The organism is Limnochorda sp., from assembly GCF_047459355.1.
In the GTDB taxonomy this organism is placed as follows: domain Bacteria; phylum Bacillota; class Limnochordia; order Limnochordales; family Limnochordaceae; genus Limnochorda.
Window position 1 is genome coordinate 1 of the sequence record NZ_VSCV01000032.1, and the last position, 14,875, is coordinate 14,875.

A 14,875-nucleotide genomic window follows, 5' to 3' on the forward strand; every position below is an offset into this window, starting at 1 on the left:
CCCAGGTCCCGGGTGAGGCTCTGGCGGACCACGTCGCCGTCCAGCCGCTCCACGGGCACCCCCCGGGCCCGCAGGGCCGCCTCCACCGCCCGGGCAATGGTGGTCTTCCCGGCCCCCGACAGGCCGGTGAACCAAACGGTGACGCCCCGAGGCTCCATCCACGTCACTCCTCCAAAAGCATCACGGGCGAAGCCGGGGCCGTGAAGAGAGAAAGGCCACGCCGGTTCCGCCCCCGGCAAGATATCCGACCAGGAGCCGAGGGGTGCCCCCCGACTCCCCATTTCCCCATCGCGTCGGCTGGCCAGCAGGCCGAGGGTGGGGCGTGGCCAAAGGCTTTGATCTTTAACTTGAGGGCGAGACCTTCTTAGGCCTCCAGCACGGGGCGTTCTGCCTACCCCGAAGCGCGCCTGGCAAGGGGGCGGCGGGACCGGCCCGCACCGGGCGGAAACGCGGCCCCTACCACGCAGCCCGGAGACTCTTCCGCCCGCTCAAAGAGCGCTCCACCGCCAGAGCGGCCATGACGCCGTCGGCCGCGGCGAAGACCGCCTGGCGGACCCGGTGGCAGACCAGGTCGCCCACCACGTAGACACCGGGGATGGAGCTTTCCATCTCCTCGTTCACCTTGACGCACCCCTCGGGCGTCTGCTCGGGGCCCTGCCCGGGCGGGAAGAAGTCCAGGATGGGCTGGTTGCCCTGGAGGTAGACGAAGGCGCCCTCAACGGGCAGCACCTCCTCGCCCTCGGGCCCGGCCAGGCGCACACCCGTCACCTTGCCGTTCCCCAGGATCTCCCGGACCTTCACGCCCTCCTTCCAGACCACCTTAGGATGCCGGCGGAGCTCCTCCAGCTCCGCCTCGGGCGCGCGTACCTTCCGGCCCCGGGGGATGAAGTAGACGGGCTCGGCGAACCGGGTGAGGAAGCGGGCCTCGGAGACCGCCTCCTCGTTGTCACCGATCACCGCCACGGGCCGCCCCCGGAAGAAGGCGCCGTCACAGGTGGCGCAGTAGCTGACACCCTTGCCCAGCAGCTCGGCCTCGCCGGGAATGGAGGCCTTCCGGCCCATGGTGCCCGTGGCCACGATGAGCCGCCGGGCGTAGAGCACTCGCTGGGTGGTCCCCACCTCCATGGGCTCCTGGAAGGGATCGACGGTGAGAACCGTCTCCTGAAGGATCTGGGCGCCGAAGCTCTCCGCCTGGCGGCGGAAGATGCTCAAGAGTTCCACCCCGGAGATGGGACCCGGCACCCCGGGGTAGTTCTCGATCCGGTCCGTCAGGCCCAGGGCCCCCGCGTAGGCCGACTTGTCGATGACCACCGTCCTCAAGCCCGCCCGGGCGGTGTAGATGGCAGCCGAAAGCCCTGCCGGCCCCCCGCCGATGATGGCCACATCGTACGGCTCGGCCTCTTCCAGGAGCTCTTCCCCCTCGGCCTCGGCGGAGAGGCCAAAGCCCAGGCTGATGGGAACAATGCCCCCTTCCAGATCCGCCACTCCATTCTCCAGGGCAGCTTCCCGTCCGTTCGCTGTGCTCATCCCGCTCCCCCTCCCTCACATCTGCAGACCCTGCCCCGGCCCGAAGGCGGTCCCTCCCGGAGTCTCAAGGCCGGCCGGCGGGCGGCAGCGCTGGGCGGCGCCAGGCTGCCCCGGGCAGACCGCCCCACCGGGCCGCGCGGCCAGGCGGCTCCACAGGACCGCAGCGTGCTACGCCTTCACCGCCGTCGCCCGCAGAAGGGCCTCCAGAACGAACTCCTCGGGCACCGCGCCCTCGATCTCCTCCACGTCGTTGATCACCGTCTTAGGCACGCCGAAGACGCCGTACTTCTGGGACCAGTCGGGGAACTCGGTCGCCTCCACCATGTCCGCCCGGACCCGGGGGCTCTCGATGGCGAACTGGTGGGCGATCCGGACCGCCTTGGGGCAGTAGGGGCACGTGGGCGTCACGAAGACCTGGATGTGGGCGTCCACCGCCAGGCTCTGAAGGGCCTCCTTGGTCTTCTCGGAAAGGCTGGTGGTGCCCCGGGAGACGTCCACCAGATCCTCCATCAGGGTCCGGAACTCATACCCCGCCGGGATCCCGTAGAAGCGGATGCCGTAGTCGATGCCGCCAGGGCCCTGAAGGACCGTCGCCGGCACCTCCCGGATGCCATAGGCTTCGAACGTCTCGTCGTCGGTCCCCCGCCGGTAGATGGTCAAGGAGAGCTTGTCGGAGAGCCCCGCCACCGTCTTGATCAGCTCTTCCGTCTCCTTCAGGTAGGGGTTCTTCCGGGCGGCCAGCTCGTCGCCCTCCGCCGCGGTGAAGAGCAGGATCTCCACCGGGTTCTCCAGGTGCTCGTCAAAAAAGCCGCGGACGTACTGGGCATCCTTCTCACTCAGCAGTGCCATGGTCTCCCTCCGTCACCCCTCCCGCGCTCGCCGCATACGCCTGGGAGGCTGGATATTCTGCTCATCTTCAGACCAGCTCAGAGGTTAGGTACCCATACCCCTATATGGTATATACCCTGAGGTCCGGGCTCCGTCAAGGGGAACCCTCGCGGGGTAACCTCCCTCCACGGGAGGGGCGGGCATGCACCGGACGCGCCAAGGCCGCCCGAGCCTCGGGCGGCCTCGTGCCGAAAGGGATCGACGCCAGGCGGCAACGGATTGACGACGGGTCAGGGGCGGGTCGGCTGGACGGCCGGCTCACGACTGGGCCTCAGCCAAGAGCCGGTCGATGAGGGCGAAGAAGGCGCCCGGCTCGGGCAGCCCTTCCACCTTCTCCTTGCCGACGAAGAAGGTGGGTGTGGCCCGCACGCCCTCCTCCTCGATGGCCAAGCGCCGAACCTGCCCCAGGACGTCCCGGTAGCGGCCCTCATCCAGGCCCTTCTCAATCAGCGCGGGATCGGCACCCACTTCTGCAGCCAGGCGGACCAGGTCCTCCCGGGTGAAGCGGGAGCCCGAGGTCTGGAGCCGCTGGTAGACCCGCTGCTGGAAGGGCCAGAAAAGCTCGGGATCCTGATCCGAGACCAACGCGCCCACCTGGGCGGCCAGGAGGGACCCGGGCCCCAGGAAGGCCATGGGCCGGTAGACCAGGCGCACCTGGCCCGTCTCCACGTACCGCTCCACCAGCTCAGGCTCGATCTCCAGAGCGAAGATGGCACAGTAGGGGCAGGCGAAGTCCGAGTAGTTGACAATGGTCAGGGGGGCGTCGGGCGAGCCCAGCACCTCTTCCACCGCGTCCCAGCCCACCGTTTGGGTGGGTCGGGCGAGGGCCGCCACCAGCCCCACCACCGCCACCACCAGAACGGCGCCGGCGATCCAGGCGACACGGCGCTGGGCCGCCCGCCGCCCCGCCCGCTTTTGGCCCTTCTTCTTCGCCACCTTGAACCGCCTCCCGCTTCAGCCCACGTGCGGGCCCCACTCCCCCTGAGGGCACGGGCTTCCGTTAATGGGAAGCATTAGCTGTCGGCGGGGCCTCTTCCTCCTCCAGCTCAAGACCCATGAGTTCGGCCAGGCGGCCAAGAGCTTCCCCGGCCTTCTCCCGGATCACCCACGTGGCCCGGCCGTCGTAGGGCGTGGGATCCAGGTTGATGATGGCCAGGGACGCGCCGGCCAGCAGGGCCTCGCCGGGCAGGTGGGAGACGGGCGCCACCTGGAGGGACGTCCCCACCACCAGGAAGAGGCGGCAGGAGCGGGCCGCCTGCCAAGCCCGGCTCATCGCCTCCGGCGGCAGCTGCTCGCCGTACAGGACGATGTCGGGACGCATGGGCCCCCCGCAGTGGCGGCAGGCGGGCCGGTCATCCCGCCCGGTGACCGGTTCCAGAAGCCGGTCGGGGCTGTCTTTCCGGCCGCAGCGCTGGCAGCGGGTGTGGGCCATGGACCCGTGAACCTCAATCACGTCCGTCGCGCCAGCCGCCTGGTGGAGCCCGTCCACATTCTGGGTGATGAGGGCCTCCAGGAGGCCTTCCTTCTGAAAGCGGGCCAGCACCCGGTGGGCCTTGTTGGGCCGGGCCTCCTTCAGGGCCCGCACCCGGGCCGCGTAGAAGGCGTAGAACTCCTCAGGCCAGGTCTCCATCCCGTAGACCGTCCCCAGCTCGGTGGGATGGCGCTTCCACAACCCCTGGGAGCCCCGGTAGTCGGGGATGCCCGACTCGGTGCTGCACCCAGCCCCGGTGAGGACCGCCACCCGTCCCTGTTTGAGCGCCTGGGCCAGGGACTCCAAATCGGCTGAAGCCATCGACCATCGCCTCCGGGATGTGCCAGAATGGTGCAGGGTGCCTCCGTGCAGGGCGGCCGGGCCGCCCCTGAAGACCTTAGGCTTTTGGAATGGAGACTCCTGCCAACCATGGCAGGGGCTGGGAAGGAAAAGGCCCTTTTCACGGGCCATCGGCGGAGCGGGCGGCACCCTGGGCGCCGGGCTGGCGTAGCCATGGAAGGGTCAGGAGGTGGGGCGGGTGGACTTCTTCGAGCGGGCGGCCCTGGCAGGCCGGGCCCGGGAGTTGAAAAGCCGCTGGGACCGGCTGGGCCGGGAACTGGGGACGTTGCTGGCCGATGAGCGCCAGCTGGAAGCGTTGGGCCCCGGGGCCCGGCGGCTCTTCCAGTCAGGCCGCCGGGCCCTGGGGGAGTTGGCCGCCGGGGTGCGCCAAACGGAGGCCAGCGCTCCTCCGGCCCTCCGGGGCACCTTGCGGGATCTGCGGGCCTTGCTGGAGGATACGGACCGGCTCCTGGGCGACCTGGAGGCGCGGCTCACCTCGGGGTCCTAAGACCCCGAGGTGGACAGCCCCGAGGGGCGCTTCACCCGTCGACGCCTAGGGCCTGGAGCACGGCGGGGGTCAGGTCGATGCCGCCGTCCAGAACCGCTTCCTTGTGGAGGACCAGGCTGACGCCCTGCTTCTTGGCCTGGCTCGCCACGGCCTCCAGAGCCTTGGTCACGTACTGCTCTTCCAGGGCCTGAACCTCGGCCACCTTCTTGTCGAGGCGCTCCTGGTACTGGTCGAAGAGTTCCTGCTTCTCCTCGTCCTCCAGGCCTTCCGCCTTCTCGTCAAACTCCGCCTGGAGGTCCTGCTGGAGCTGGCTCAGCTCCGTCAGGGGATCGTTCAGCTGGGGCTTCAGGTAGTGGGCCTGGATCTGGCTCCAGTCCACGTACCCCACCGCGGTCACACCCTCCGCCCCGGTGGGCTCCCGCAGGAAGCCCACAGCCAAGAGCGCCAGAACCACCACCAGGCCCAAGCTGAGCAGCATCTTGGGCCGGCGATCCATGCTCCGCAGCCTGGCCATCAAAGACCCATTCTTCACGCAGCCACCTTCTTTCTTGGCTTTCGCAGCGATTATATCAAGAGGCTTTTCGAGACCCAAATGGGTGCAGGATCGCTGAAAGTCCCGTCGTGATGGGGTTTGACGCTCTCTTCCGCCGCTCTTTCCCCAGGTTTTCCAGAGAGTGAGTTTGTGTTTCCACTGGATCAGAAGCCCAAGGTTGCCGGATGGTGCTGCAAACCCCTCCCCTTTTTGGACTGGTCGGGCCCATCGCGCTTGCCCGTCGGGCGAGACGGGCCAGGAGATCGGGCCCGGGCGGCAAAATTAGGGGAATCGGGCCGCCGGCGGTCAGGCCAGGCCTTTTTCTCGCCAGGCGAGCCGTTCTTGAGGAGGGATGGCGGTGCGGGTTCTGGTGTTGGGAGCATCGGGCGATATGGGCCGCCGGGCGGTTCAGGAGCTGGCCCGGGAAGCCTCGGTGACAGCCGTGGGGTTGGCCGGCCGCAACCCGGCCCGGCTCCAAGCCTTGGCCCGGGAGTGCCCGCCAGGCAAGGCCCAACCCGTCCCCCTCGACGTCGGCGATCCCGCCCGCCTGCGGGAAGTGATGGCCGGCTGGGATGTGGTCGCCTCGGCCCTGGGCCCGGCCTACCAGTGGGAGGTGCCGGCCCTGCGGGCGGCCATCGATGCCGGGGTCCCCTACGTGAGCCTCTGTGACGATTACGACGCGGCCCAGGGCGCGCTCGCCCTCGACCAGGAGGCCCGGGCCCGGGGGCTCACCATGATCACGGGCCTGGGCTGGACCCCGGGCTTGAGCAACCTGCTGGTCCGCCAGGCCGCCGCCCGCCTGGACCAGCCCCGGCGGATCCGGATCGCCTGGGCGGCCTCCGTGAGCGATGCCCAAGGGTACGCGGTCATCCTCCACACCCTGCACATCCTGACGGGAGAGGTGCCCACCTTCCGGGCCGGGCGCTTCCAGCCCATTCCCGCCGGGGCTGAACCGGAGTGGCTCCCCTTCCCCGAGCCTCTGGGCCGGGTCCAGGTGGTCCACGTGGGCCATCCCGAACCCGTCACCCTCCCCCAGGCCTTCCCTGGGGTGGAGGAGGTCTCCCTGAAGGGCGGCCTGGCCGAGCCCTTCCTCAACTGGCTCGCCCGGGTGGTGGGGCGGACGGGGCTTACCCGCTCCCACCGGGGGAAGGTGGTCCTGGGGCGGATCTTCCGGCCCCTCCTCCCCGTCCTCCAGCGCTTGGGCCCCTGGAAGGAGCCTGCCTCGGGCCTCCACGTGGTGGTGGAAGGGGTGCTCGACGGGGAGCCCGCCCGGGTGACGGTCCGGGCCGTGGGCCCCATGGACGGGCTCACCAGCGTGCCCCTCGCCCTGGGGGCCCTCCTCCTGGGCCGGCGGGCCATCGAGCGTCCCGGGGTGCACCCGCCGGAGACGCCGGGGCTCCTGGACGTTGAGAGCTTCCTGGCCGAACTGGCCAAGCGGGGCCTCACCTTGGAAACGCCGGTGCTGGAGCGGCTCCCGGGAGGCTCCGGCCGCCGGGCGGTGTAGGCGCCACCCTGCCCCGGCGTGGATCCCCTCCCCCTGAGCCCGGCCGCGGCCCGGGCCGGCCCGCGGCCGTCGTCAGGCCGCGTGCCGTTTGCGGGGAAGGAAGGTTCCCGCCGGACGGGAACCTCATGGAGCGTGTGCCGGCATGCGAGACGCGTTCCGGCCGAGGAGGTGCCGTATGAAACCCTACCTCTTCTTCGACGCCGGAGGTACGGTGATCTTTCCCGACTTTGCCCGGGCGGCGGAACTCTTGCAGGCGACGGGCCACCCCGTCGATGCGGAGACCCTCTTCCGTGCCTTCAGCGTCCTCCTCTACCGGGTGGATCGGCCCCCGGCGGAGCAGCACGGAGACCCTTTCCCCCAAGGGTTGGGGGTCGCCATCCTGGAGGAGGTGGGGGTCCCCTCGGAGCAGGCTGAACTCCTGGCCCGCCAGCTGGCCAACGAACCGCCCGGACTCGACTGGGCCGCCACCTTCCCGTGGGTGAAGCCGGCCCTCGAGGAACTCCGGCGCCAGGGTTACGGGATGTCCATCATCTCCAACTCCGACGGCCGGGTGGCCGAACGGCTGGCCCACGCCGGCTTGGACCACTTCTTCGACCGGATCTACGACTCGGCCATCGTGGGCTACGAGAAGCCCCACCCCGGTATCTTCCAGAAAGCCTTGGACGAGCTGGGCCTGGATCCGGCCCAGTGCCTTCACGTGGGCGACCTGTACTACGCGGACGTGCTGGGCGCCAACCGGGCGGGTGTGGGCGCGGTCCTGCTCGACCCCTTCGGCCTCAGCGTGGGCCGGGCCGGCTTGCGGATCCGGACCATCGCCGACTATCCTGAGTTTCTGGCCGGGATTCACGAGGTGACCGGTCCCGCCTTCCACCCCCTGGCTGGGCAGTAAGGGGGCGGCCGGCGGCTTCGGGAGAGGAGGCCGCCAAGGCGGGCCACCGCCCCGGCGGCCCTGGGGCCCGGTGTGACGGGTGGGGAACCATCCAGGAAAGGGGGATGGGTGTGCCCAACGAGCTCCTCTGGTTCGGCTTCATGATCCTTGATCTGACCATCGTGCTGGCCCTCTACTGGGCCTTCGGCCGCTCGGGGCTCTACACCGCCGTCATCACCGGCACCATCGTGAGCAACGTCCAGGTGGTGAAGACGGTCACCCTCTTCGGCCTGGAGGCGACCCTGGGGAACATCACCTACGCCAGCATCTTCCTTGCCACCGACATGCTGAACGAACGGTACGGGAAGCGGGAGGCCCTGCGCGGGGTCGCCTTGGGCTTTGCGGCCCTCGTCTCCTTCACCATCGCCATGCAGTATGCCCTCCTGGTGAAGCCCGCCCCCTCCGACTTCGCCCACCCCGCCATGACCACCCTCTTCACCCTCCTGCCCCGGGTGGTTGCGGCCAGCCTGGCCGCCTACCTCATCTCCAACGTCTTAGACGTCCACCTCTTCCAGTTCATCCGCCAGCGCACGGGCGGCCGGCACCTCTGGCTGCGGAAGAACGGCTCCACCTGGATCTCCCAGGCGGTGGACTCCACCGTCTTCGTCCTGGGCGCCTTTGCGGGTGTCCTCCCCTGGGCGGTCATGGGGGAGATTGTGGTGACCACCTTCCTCCTGAAGGCGGTCGTGGCCGCCATCGACACCGTCTTCATGTACATCGCCGTCCGGATCCGGCCCCGCTCCGAAGCCCCTCCCCTCCCCTCGCCTCCCCTGGAGCCGAGGCCCGGCAGGCGCTGACGGCTGGGATCCTCGCCCGCGCCCGGCCCGCTCCCGCCGGGCGCCCCCTGGCGGCCTCCACCCTCCCCGTCCTCGCCCCCGACGGCGTCCTTACCCCCGGACCTGCCCCTGGGGGCGGTCCAGGTGGGCGAAGGTGTCCCGCCAGAGGAGGAGGCTGCCGGTGGCGGCCAGGAGGAGGAGGCCGCCGGCCACGAAGGCGGCCTCAATCCCCGCCACCTCCGCGACCAGGCCGTACAGGACGGGGCTGGTCACCTGAGCCAGGCGGTTCCCCGTCAGGCGGACGCCCAGGGCCAGCCCCCGCTCGGACTGGGGCACCGTCTCGGCCACGGCCAGCATGCTCAAGGGTTGCACCAGCCCCAGCCCGATGCCTGCGGCCACCGAGGCCACCGCCAGGCTGACCGGGTCCCGGGTCCAGGGGGTGATCAGGATGGCCAGCGCGCTCACCAGCATGGAGGCAAAGACGGTGGGGAAGCGCCCCCGCATCAGCCGGACGATCCGGGGCATGAAGGGCCGGACGCTCATGGAGGCGAGGGCCCGCAGGCTGAGCATGGCCCCCACAAAGCCGGCCGAGTAGCCCAACCCTTCCACGTAGATGGGATAGAAGCCCTGGCGGACCCCCATGGTGAAGAGGGTGGCGAAGCTGGTCACCACCGCGAGCTGCACGCCCCCGGTGCGGAGGATCCGCCCCAGGGCCTCCCGTTCCATCGTAAGGCTCGTCGCACCCTTTTCGGGCTCCTGGCGGGACGCCCAGGGCAGGTCCCGAACCCGGGTGCCCACCAGGACGGGCAGAAGGCCCAGAACCGAGGCGGTCAGGAAGCTGCGGGCATAGCCCACCGCGTCGGCCAGCACGCCCCCCAGGAGGGGGCCCACCAGCTGGCCGGCCGAGACCATGGTGGTGTACCAGCCCAGGTGCTGCTCCCGCTCCCGGCCGGTGCTGAGGGAGGTGGCATAGGTTTGGCCGGCCACGATGACCAGCAGCTCCGAAAGGCCCGCCAGCGCCTGGGCCCCAAAGAGGACGGGAATGGAGGGCTTGAGGCCGATGGCCCCCAGGCCCAGGACGATGCCGCACGCCCCCGCAACGAAGAGCCGCCGGGAGCCCAGGCGATCCACCAGAGCTCCCGCCGGCACCGCCAGCACCAGCGGGATGACCGCGTAGGCGGCCACCACCGCGCCCACCCGGGCTGCGCCCGCCCCCAGCTCCTGGGCCAGGAGCGGCACCAAGGGCCGGCTGAAGGTGGTCACCAGGAAGCTGAGGCCCGTGGCGGAGGCCATCACCATCAGGGCCCGCCAGGCCTCCCGCTGTCCCAGGCGTCTGCCGGAGGGGATGGGCTCAGGCACCGGGCATCAGACCCGGATCGAACCCCGGCCCCCCTCCCCCGGCAGGGGTCTCGGTCTCGGGCTGGACCGCCCCCTCCTCGCCGGATCCGGGAGGAAGCCCCTCCCCTGCCGGCTCACCCAGCGCCCCGCCCGGGTCGCCGGGGCCGCCGCCCGGCTCCGGCCCCACCGGCTCGCCCCCCACCTGGGCCCAGATCCAGCCGGCAATGGTCTCGATCACCTCAGGGGCCATCGCTCGCCGCCAGCGGAAGCCGGAGGTGAGGACCGGATCCTCCCCCCGGGTGAAGGTGTGGTTCAAGAAGAGGAAGAGCCGGAAGGTGACGTCCTGCCGCCCGCCCAGCCGCTGCCGCCAGAGGGCCAGCTCCGAGGGCGGGACCACCCGGTCCCGGCCGCCGTGGAGGATGAGCAGGGGCCCAGCATAGCTGGCGGCCCGGCCCAGGGGATCCCGCTGGCGCAAGTCCACAAAGTAGCGGGCGGGGCCCAGGTAGGTCTGGGCCGGCTCGGTCTGGCCCTGGCGGAACTGCTCCACCGCTGCCCGGGCCCGCTCCAGGTGGGCCTGCTCCTCGGCCGAGAGCCCGTCGGCCCGGAAGACCTCCTCCAGCTGGCGAAGGACCAGCTCATCCAGGGGCGTGGCCAGGGGCGCCAGGAGCACCGCGCCCGCGGCCTGGGCCCGCTGGGCGATCTCGGGGGCCAAGGTGCCGCCCAACCCGTGACCCACGATGAAGAGGGCTTCCAGCCCCTCCTGTTCCGCCAGGAGCCGGGCGGCGGCCAAGGCATCTTGGATCAGGTCCTCCTCCACGGTGAGGGCCTTCCCGTCCATCTTGGGGCCGTGGAGGAAGGTCCGCTTGTCGAAGCGGATGGAGGCGATGCCCCGCTGGGCCAGGCCCCGGGCCAGATCCCGGAAGGGCGTGTCGAGGCCGGTGGTCGCATCCCGATCGTACGGCCCGAAGCCGGGCACCAAGACCACCCCGGGGAAGCGGCTGGCCCCCTCGGGCAGGGCCAGGGTCCCCTCCACCTCCCACGGCGCCGTGCCGAGGGTCACCGGCTCCTCCCGGAAGGTGAAGGCTCCAGCGGCGCTCCCCCGGACCCACCCGGCTGCTCCGGCCAGGAGCACCGCCACCAGCAGCCCCACCGTGATCCGATGGGCCCGCCCCTTCCAGGCGTGGGGACCCATGGGCATCCCTCCCTCATCCATACCTCTCACCTTCGAGACGGGCCCTCCGGCTCCTGGTGGCCGGCGCCTTCCTTTCCCCGTTTCCAACCCCTTCCTGGGGCGGCGATTCCCCGGGAAAGGCGCGGTCAACTGAAGAGGGCGCGCAGGGCGGGCCCGTAGGGCGGGTGGACGATCCCCTTCTCGGTGATGATCCCGGTGATGAACCGGTGGGGCGTCACGTCGAAGGCGGGGTTGTACACCGGGACCCCTTCGGGCGCGACGGGGACGCCGAAGGGCTCCGTCACCTCCCGGGGATCCCGCTCCTCGATGGGGATCTCCTGGCCGGAAGGGAGGGAGAGATCGATGGTGGCCAGGGGGCTGGCCACGTAGAAGGGCACCCCAAAGGCCTGCGCGGCGACGGCCAGGGCAGCGGTCCCGATCTTGTTGGCCACATCCCCGTTGGCCGCCACCCGGTCCGCGCCCACGAGCACCAGGTCCACCTTCCCCTGGGCCATCAGGCTGGCGGCCGCCCCGTCACAGAGGAGGGTGACGGGAATCCCCGCCCGCTGCAGCTCCCAGGCGGTGAGGCGGGCCCCCTGCAGGAGGGGGCGGGTCTCGTCGGCGTAGACCTCCACCGGCCAGCCCCGCTCGTGGGCGAGGAAGATGGGCGCAAGGGCGGTGCCGATGCCGGCGGTGGCCAGGGCGCCGGTGTTGCAGTGGGTGAGGACCCGCATCCCCGGCTGGAGGAGCTTCAGCCCGTGGAGGCCGATCTGGTGGCAGACCTCCCGGTCCTCCTCCTGGATCTGGCGGGCCTCCGCCAGGAGCCCCGCCAGCACCCGTTCCGGGGCCGTGGGGTGCTGGGCGGCCAGCTCCCGGGCCCGGGCCTGCATCCGGTCCAAGGCCCAGAAGAGGTTGACCGCCGTCGGCCGGGAGCGGGCCAGGAACTGGGCCACCTCCTCCACCCGGGCCAGGAGCTGGTCCACGGGGCCGGTGTGGTCCCGCACACCCAGATAGAGCCCGTAGGCGGCGGCCACCCCGATGGCCGGGGCGCCCCGGACCCTCAGCTTCTGGATGGCTTCGAACATGGCCTCTGGATCCCGGATCTCCAGGTACCGCTCCTCCCGGGGCAGGCGGGTCTGGTCCAGGATGACCACGTGATCTTCGTTCCAGCGGATGCTCTCGGGCGCCATCGGCTCACCTCCGGGCGGTCCTGCCGCTCCCGTGCCATGCTTCGGTTCTCGTCCCATTCTACCAGCCCGACGGCGCCCTGTCTGGCCCTGGAGGGCGAAGGAGCTCCGCCAGGCGGCGCCGCATCAGCTTTCCCGACGGGGTCCGGGGCAGGGCCTCCACCGCCACGATGCGGGCGGGCACCTTGTAGCCCGCCAGCCGCTCCCGGCAGAACTGGCGGAGGGCCGCCTCGTCGAACGCCGCCCCGGGCCGGAGCCGGACGGCCGCCACCACCGCCTGGCCCCAGACGGGGTCGGGCACGCCCACCACCCCCGCCTCGGCCACCGCCGGGTGCTCCAGGAGAACCCCCTCCACCTCGGCCGGGTAGATGTTCTCGCCGCCGGAGATGATCAGGTCGTCCCGCCGGTCCAGGACGTAGAGGTACCCCTGCTCGTCCAGGTACCCCACATCCCCCGTGTGGAGCCACCCGCCCGCCAGGGCTCGGGCCGTCGCCTCGGGCTGCCCGTGGTACCCCGCCATCACGTTGGGGCCCCGGACCAGGATCTCCCCCGGCTCGCCCGGCGGCTGGTCCCGGCCGTCCTGGACGATGCGGAGCTCCACCCCGAAGAGGGGCCGCCCCGAAGAGCCGGGCCGGGCCGCCGCCTCGTGGGGCGGCAGGGTGGCCACCTGGGAGGCCGCCTCCGTCAGGCCGTAGCTGGGCGCCACGGGGAGGCCCAGGCCCTGGGCCCGCTCCACCAGGACCTGGGGGACCGGCCCGCCGCCCAGAAGGGCCGCCCGGAAGGTGGGAGGGTACGGCTCGGTGCGGGCCTCCAGCATCCGGGCCAGCATGACGCTCACCACGGACACCAGGGTGGCCCCCTCGTGGTCGATGGCGTGGTGGACCGCCGCCACATCAAAGCGGGGGTGAAGGAGGACGGGGATCCCGTAGATCACCGCCCGGAAGAGGATGGAGAGGCCCCCCACGTGGAAGAGGGGCAGCACGGCCAGCCACCGGTCGCTGGGCACGAGCCCCAGGTTGAGGGCCGAGGCCAGCGCGTTCCAGCCGTAGTTGCCATAGGTGAGCCGGGCCCCCTTGGGCCGCCCCGTGGTCCCGGAGGTGTAGATGATGGTGTGGACCTGGCCCGGCTCCCGTTCAAGGTGCAGGGGGATCTCCCGGGGCCGGACCGCCTCCAGCTCTTCCGCCGCCACGGCCCGCAGCCCCGGCACCTCCCGGGCGACGGCCTCAGCGGCGGCGGCCGTCGTCTCGTCGTAGAGCAGGAGCTTGGCGCCCCCGTCGGCCACCTGCCAGGCCAGCTCCGGCACGGCCAGCCGGGTGTTCAAGGGGACCAGCTCCACCCCCAGGCGGCCCACCCCGTGGACCACCTGGACCATCAAGGGCCCGCTCCCCAGGAGGACGGCCAGGCGGTCCCCGGGCTCCAGGCCCAGGGCGGCCAGCCGCAGGGCCAGCCGGGTCACCGCCTCATCCAGCTGGGCGAAGGTCCAGGAGCGGCCCTGGAAGCGGAGGGCCTCCCGCTCCGGGGCGTGCCGGGCCCGCCAGTGGAGCCAGTCGGTGGTGGGCCATCCCGTTGCCATGCCCATCCCTCCCTCCTCGGCCGGGTGAGGCCCTAGCGGGGCCAGAGCAGGCTCGCCCCCAAAAGGAGCCCGTACAGGAGGTGGAGCTGCCCCGTTCCCTTGAGCACCCGGTTGAGGGCGGGCCCCTGGGTTCCGGCCAGGACGGTCCGGGCCAGGCGCCAGGCGAGGGGCAGGCTCAAGGCGGGCAGCCACCAGGCGGCGCCCACCCAGCCGGCTAGGCGCAAGCCGACGGGGACCAGGTAGGCGATCACCAGAAAGAGGACGTACTGGTAGCGGGTGGCCCGGTCTCCCAGGCGGACGGCCAGGGTCCGCTTGCCCGCCTTCCGGTCGGTGGCGATGTCCCGCAGGTTGTTCACCACCAGGATGTCGGTGACGATGAGCCCCACGGGGACCGCCAGGGCGACGGCCAGGGCCGTCACCTGCCCCGTGTGGAGGTAGTAGGTGGTCACCACCGCCACCAGGCCGAAGAAGATGAAGACGAAGAGATCGCCCAGCCCGTGGTAGGCCAACGGCCAGGGCCCGCCGGTGTAGGCCAAGGCCCCGGCGATGCTGGCTAGGCCCACGGCCAGCACTGGCCAGCCGCCCACCCAGACCAGGAAGAGCCCCACCAGGAAGGCGAGCCCCAAGACCAGGGCCGTCGCCCGGACCATCTGCCCCTCGCTGACCCACCCCGCCTGGGTGACCCGCACGGGACCGGTGCGGGCCTCGGTGTCCGCGCCCTTCTTGAAGTCGAAGAGGTCGTTGGCGAAGTTGGCGCCGATCTGGATCAAGAGGGCCGCCGTCAAGGCCGCGAGGAAGACCCCCAGGCGGAAGCGGCCCTCGCCCGCGGCCGCGGCGCTGGCCACCACGACGGGGGAGATGGCGGCCGGCAAGGTCATGGGCCGGGCCGCCATCCACCAGATCCGCCAGGCCGGGGGCCGGCCGGCCTCCGGAGGTGCGGGGGGCGCGCCGGGCGCGGGCCCGCCCGCCTCACGGGAAGCGGGGGAACTTGGAGAAGTCGGGCTTCCGCTTCTCAAGGAAGGCATTGCGACCCTCCTTCGCCTCGTCGGTCAGGTAGAAGAGCAAGGTGGCGTCGCCCGCCAGCTGCTGGATGCCGGCCAGGCCGTCGGTGTCGGCGTTGAAGGCGGCCTTCA

General features: G+C 71.4%; 15 protein-coding genes and 1 pseudogene. 4 read left to right on the forward strand and 12 right to left on the reverse strand.

Annotated features, from left to right (window positions below; all coding sequences use genetic code 11):
• The 5 genes from FWJ67_RS09495 to FWJ67_RS09515 form a co-directional block, all read right to left on the reverse strand.
• Positions 1–158, reverse strand: a 158-nt coding sequence (locus FWJ67_RS09495; RefSeq protein ID WP_414482748.1) for an adenylyl-sulfate kinase, incomplete at its 3' end; no start/stop codon positions are given.
• A 298-nt stretch (positions 159–456) separates the two neighbouring features.
• Positions 457–1,527 carry an NAD(P)/FAD-dependent oxidoreductase gene (locus tag FWJ67_RS09500; protein WP_304172340.1) on the reverse strand — a complete coding sequence of 357 codons (1,071 nt, stop codon included), beginning with the start codon at positions 1,525–1,527 and terminating at the stop codon, positions 457–459.
• A 168-nt stretch (positions 1,528–1,695) separates the two neighbouring features.
• Entirely contained in the window at positions 1,696–2,376 is a 681-nt protein-coding gene (gene pdo, locus FWJ67_RS09505; protein ID WP_304172338.1) for a protein disulfide oxidoreductase, read from the reverse strand.
• 297 nt (positions 2,377–2,673) lie between these two features.
• Entirely contained in the window at positions 2,674–3,351 is a 678-nt protein-coding gene (locus FWJ67_RS09510) for a DsbA family protein (protein WP_304172336.1), read from the reverse strand.
• 64 nt (positions 3,352–3,415) lie between these two features.
• Positions 3,416–4,207, reverse strand: a complete 792-nt coding sequence (locus tag FWJ67_RS09515) for an SIR2 family NAD-dependent protein deacylase (protein WP_304172334.1) — start codon at positions 4,205–4,207, stop codon at positions 3,416–3,418.
• A 217-nt stretch (positions 4,208–4,424) separates the two neighbouring features.
• Here FWJ67_RS09515 and FWJ67_RS09520 point away from each other — a divergent pair, with 217 nt between their 5' ends.
• Positions 4,425–4,733, forward strand: a complete 309-nt coding sequence (locus FWJ67_RS09520) for a hypothetical protein (RefSeq protein WP_304172332.1) — start codon at positions 4,425–4,427, stop codon at positions 4,731–4,733.
• 31 nt (positions 4,734–4,764) lie between these two features.
• Here FWJ67_RS09520 and FWJ67_RS09525 read toward each other — a convergent pair whose 3' ends face one another.
• A complete protein-coding gene (locus FWJ67_RS09525) occupies positions 4,765–5,247 on the reverse strand; it encodes a hypothetical protein (protein ID WP_304172330.1) in 483 nt (160 codons plus the stop codon).
• A gap of 376 nt (positions 5,248–5,623) precedes the next feature.
• Between FWJ67_RS09525 and FWJ67_RS09530 the strand changes: the two genes are divergently transcribed.
• The 3 genes from FWJ67_RS09530 (at position 5,624) to FWJ67_RS09540 (ending at position 8,494) form a co-directional block, all read left to right on the forward strand.
• Positions 5,624–6,769: a saccharopine dehydrogenase family protein gene (locus FWJ67_RS09530; RefSeq protein WP_304172328.1), complete on the forward strand. Its 1,146-nt coding sequence runs from the start codon at positions 5,624–5,626 to the stop codon at positions 6,767–6,769.
• Positions 6,770–6,944: 175 nt separating this feature from the next.
• Positions 6,945–7,658, forward strand: coding sequence for an HAD family hydrolase (locus FWJ67_RS09535; RefSeq protein ID WP_304172327.1), 714 nt, complete (start codon positions 6,945–6,947; stop codon positions 7,656–7,658).
• 110 nt (positions 7,659–7,768) lie between these two features.
• A complete protein-coding gene (locus FWJ67_RS09540) occupies positions 7,769–8,494 on the forward strand; it encodes a queuosine precursor transporter (RefSeq protein WP_414482746.1) in 726 nt (241 codons plus the stop codon).
• A gap of 90 nt (positions 8,495–8,584) precedes the next feature.
• Here the strand turns inward: FWJ67_RS09540 and FWJ67_RS09545 are convergent, their stop codons facing one another.
• From FWJ67_RS09545 to FWJ67_RS09570, 6 genes and pseudogenes are all read right to left on the reverse strand, one after another.
• On the reverse strand, positions 8,585–9,772 hold the full coding sequence (locus FWJ67_RS09545) for an MFS transporter (RefSeq protein WP_304172321.1): 1,188 nt from the start codon (positions 9,770–9,772) through the stop codon (positions 8,585–8,587).
• A gap of 52 nt (positions 9,773–9,824) precedes the next feature.
• A complete protein-coding gene (locus FWJ67_RS09550; RefSeq protein ID WP_304172318.1) occupies positions 9,825–11,003 on the reverse strand; it encodes an alpha/beta hydrolase family protein in 1,179 nt (392 codons plus the stop codon).
• Positions 11,004–11,128: 125 nt separating this feature from the next.
• Positions 11,129–12,172: an S-methyl-5-thioribose-1-phosphate isomerase gene (gene mtnA, locus FWJ67_RS09555; RefSeq protein ID WP_304172316.1), complete on the reverse strand. Its 1,044-nt coding sequence runs from the start codon at positions 12,170–12,172 to the stop codon at positions 11,129–11,131.
• 58 nt (positions 12,173–12,230) lie between these two features.
• Positions 12,231–13,742, reverse strand: coding sequence for an o-succinylbenzoate--CoA ligase (locus FWJ67_RS09560; protein WP_414482747.1), 1,512 nt, complete (start codon positions 13,740–13,742; stop codon positions 12,231–12,233).
• A gap of 32 nt (positions 13,743–13,774) precedes the next feature.
• The gene (locus FWJ67_RS09565) at positions 13,775–14,767 is read right to left on the reverse strand and encodes a 1,4-dihydroxy-2-naphthoate polyprenyltransferase (RefSeq protein ID WP_414482278.1); all 993 of its coding nucleotides are present in this window, start codon (positions 14,765–14,767) and stop codon (positions 13,775–13,777) included.
• Positions 14,712–14,875 (reverse strand): annotated as a pseudogene (locus tag FWJ67_RS09570) (1,4-dihydroxy-2-naphthoyl-CoA synthase); the annotation flags it as partial. The gene FWJ67_RS09565 and the pseudogene FWJ67_RS09570, both read right to left, overlap by 56 nt.

Coding starts and splice junctions, on each gene's coding strand:
- FWJ67_RS09535 (WP_304172327.1), top strand. CDS start 6,945: ATGAAACCCTACCTCTTCTTCGACGCCGGAGGTACGGTGATCTTTCCC.
- FWJ67_RS09525 (WP_304172330.1), bottom strand. CDS start 5,247: ATGGCCAGGCTGCGGAGCATGGATCGCCGGCCCAAGATGCTGCTCAGC.
- mtnA (WP_304172316.1), bottom strand. CDS start 12,172: ATGGCGCCCGAGAGCATCCGCTGGAACGAAGATCACGTGGTCATCCTG.
- FWJ67_RS09560 (WP_414482747.1), bottom strand. CDS start 13,742: ATGGCAACGGGATGGCCCACCACCGACTGGCTCCACTGGCGGGCCCGG.
- FWJ67_RS09500 (WP_304172340.1), bottom strand. CDS start 1,527: ATGAGCACAGCGAACGGACGGGAAGCTGCCCTGGAGAATGGAGTGGCG.
- pdo (WP_304172338.1), bottom strand. CDS start 2,376: ATGGCACTGCTGAGTGAGAAGGATGCCCAGTACGTCCGCGGCTTTTTT.
- FWJ67_RS09565 (WP_414482278.1), bottom strand. CDS start 14,767: ATGCCTTCCTTGAGAAGCGGAAGCCCGACTTCTCCAAGTTCCCCCGCT.
- FWJ67_RS09545 (WP_304172321.1), bottom strand. CDS start 9,772: ATGGTGATGGCCTCCGCCACGGGCCTCAGCTTCCTGGTGACCACCTTC.
- FWJ67_RS09550 (WP_304172318.1), bottom strand. CDS start 11,003: ATGGGTCCCCACGCCTGGAAGGGGCGGGCCCATCGGATCACGGTGGGG.
- FWJ67_RS09515 (WP_304172334.1), bottom strand. CDS start 4,207: ATGGCTTCAGCCGATTTGGAGTCCCTGGCCCAGGCGCTCAAACAGGGA.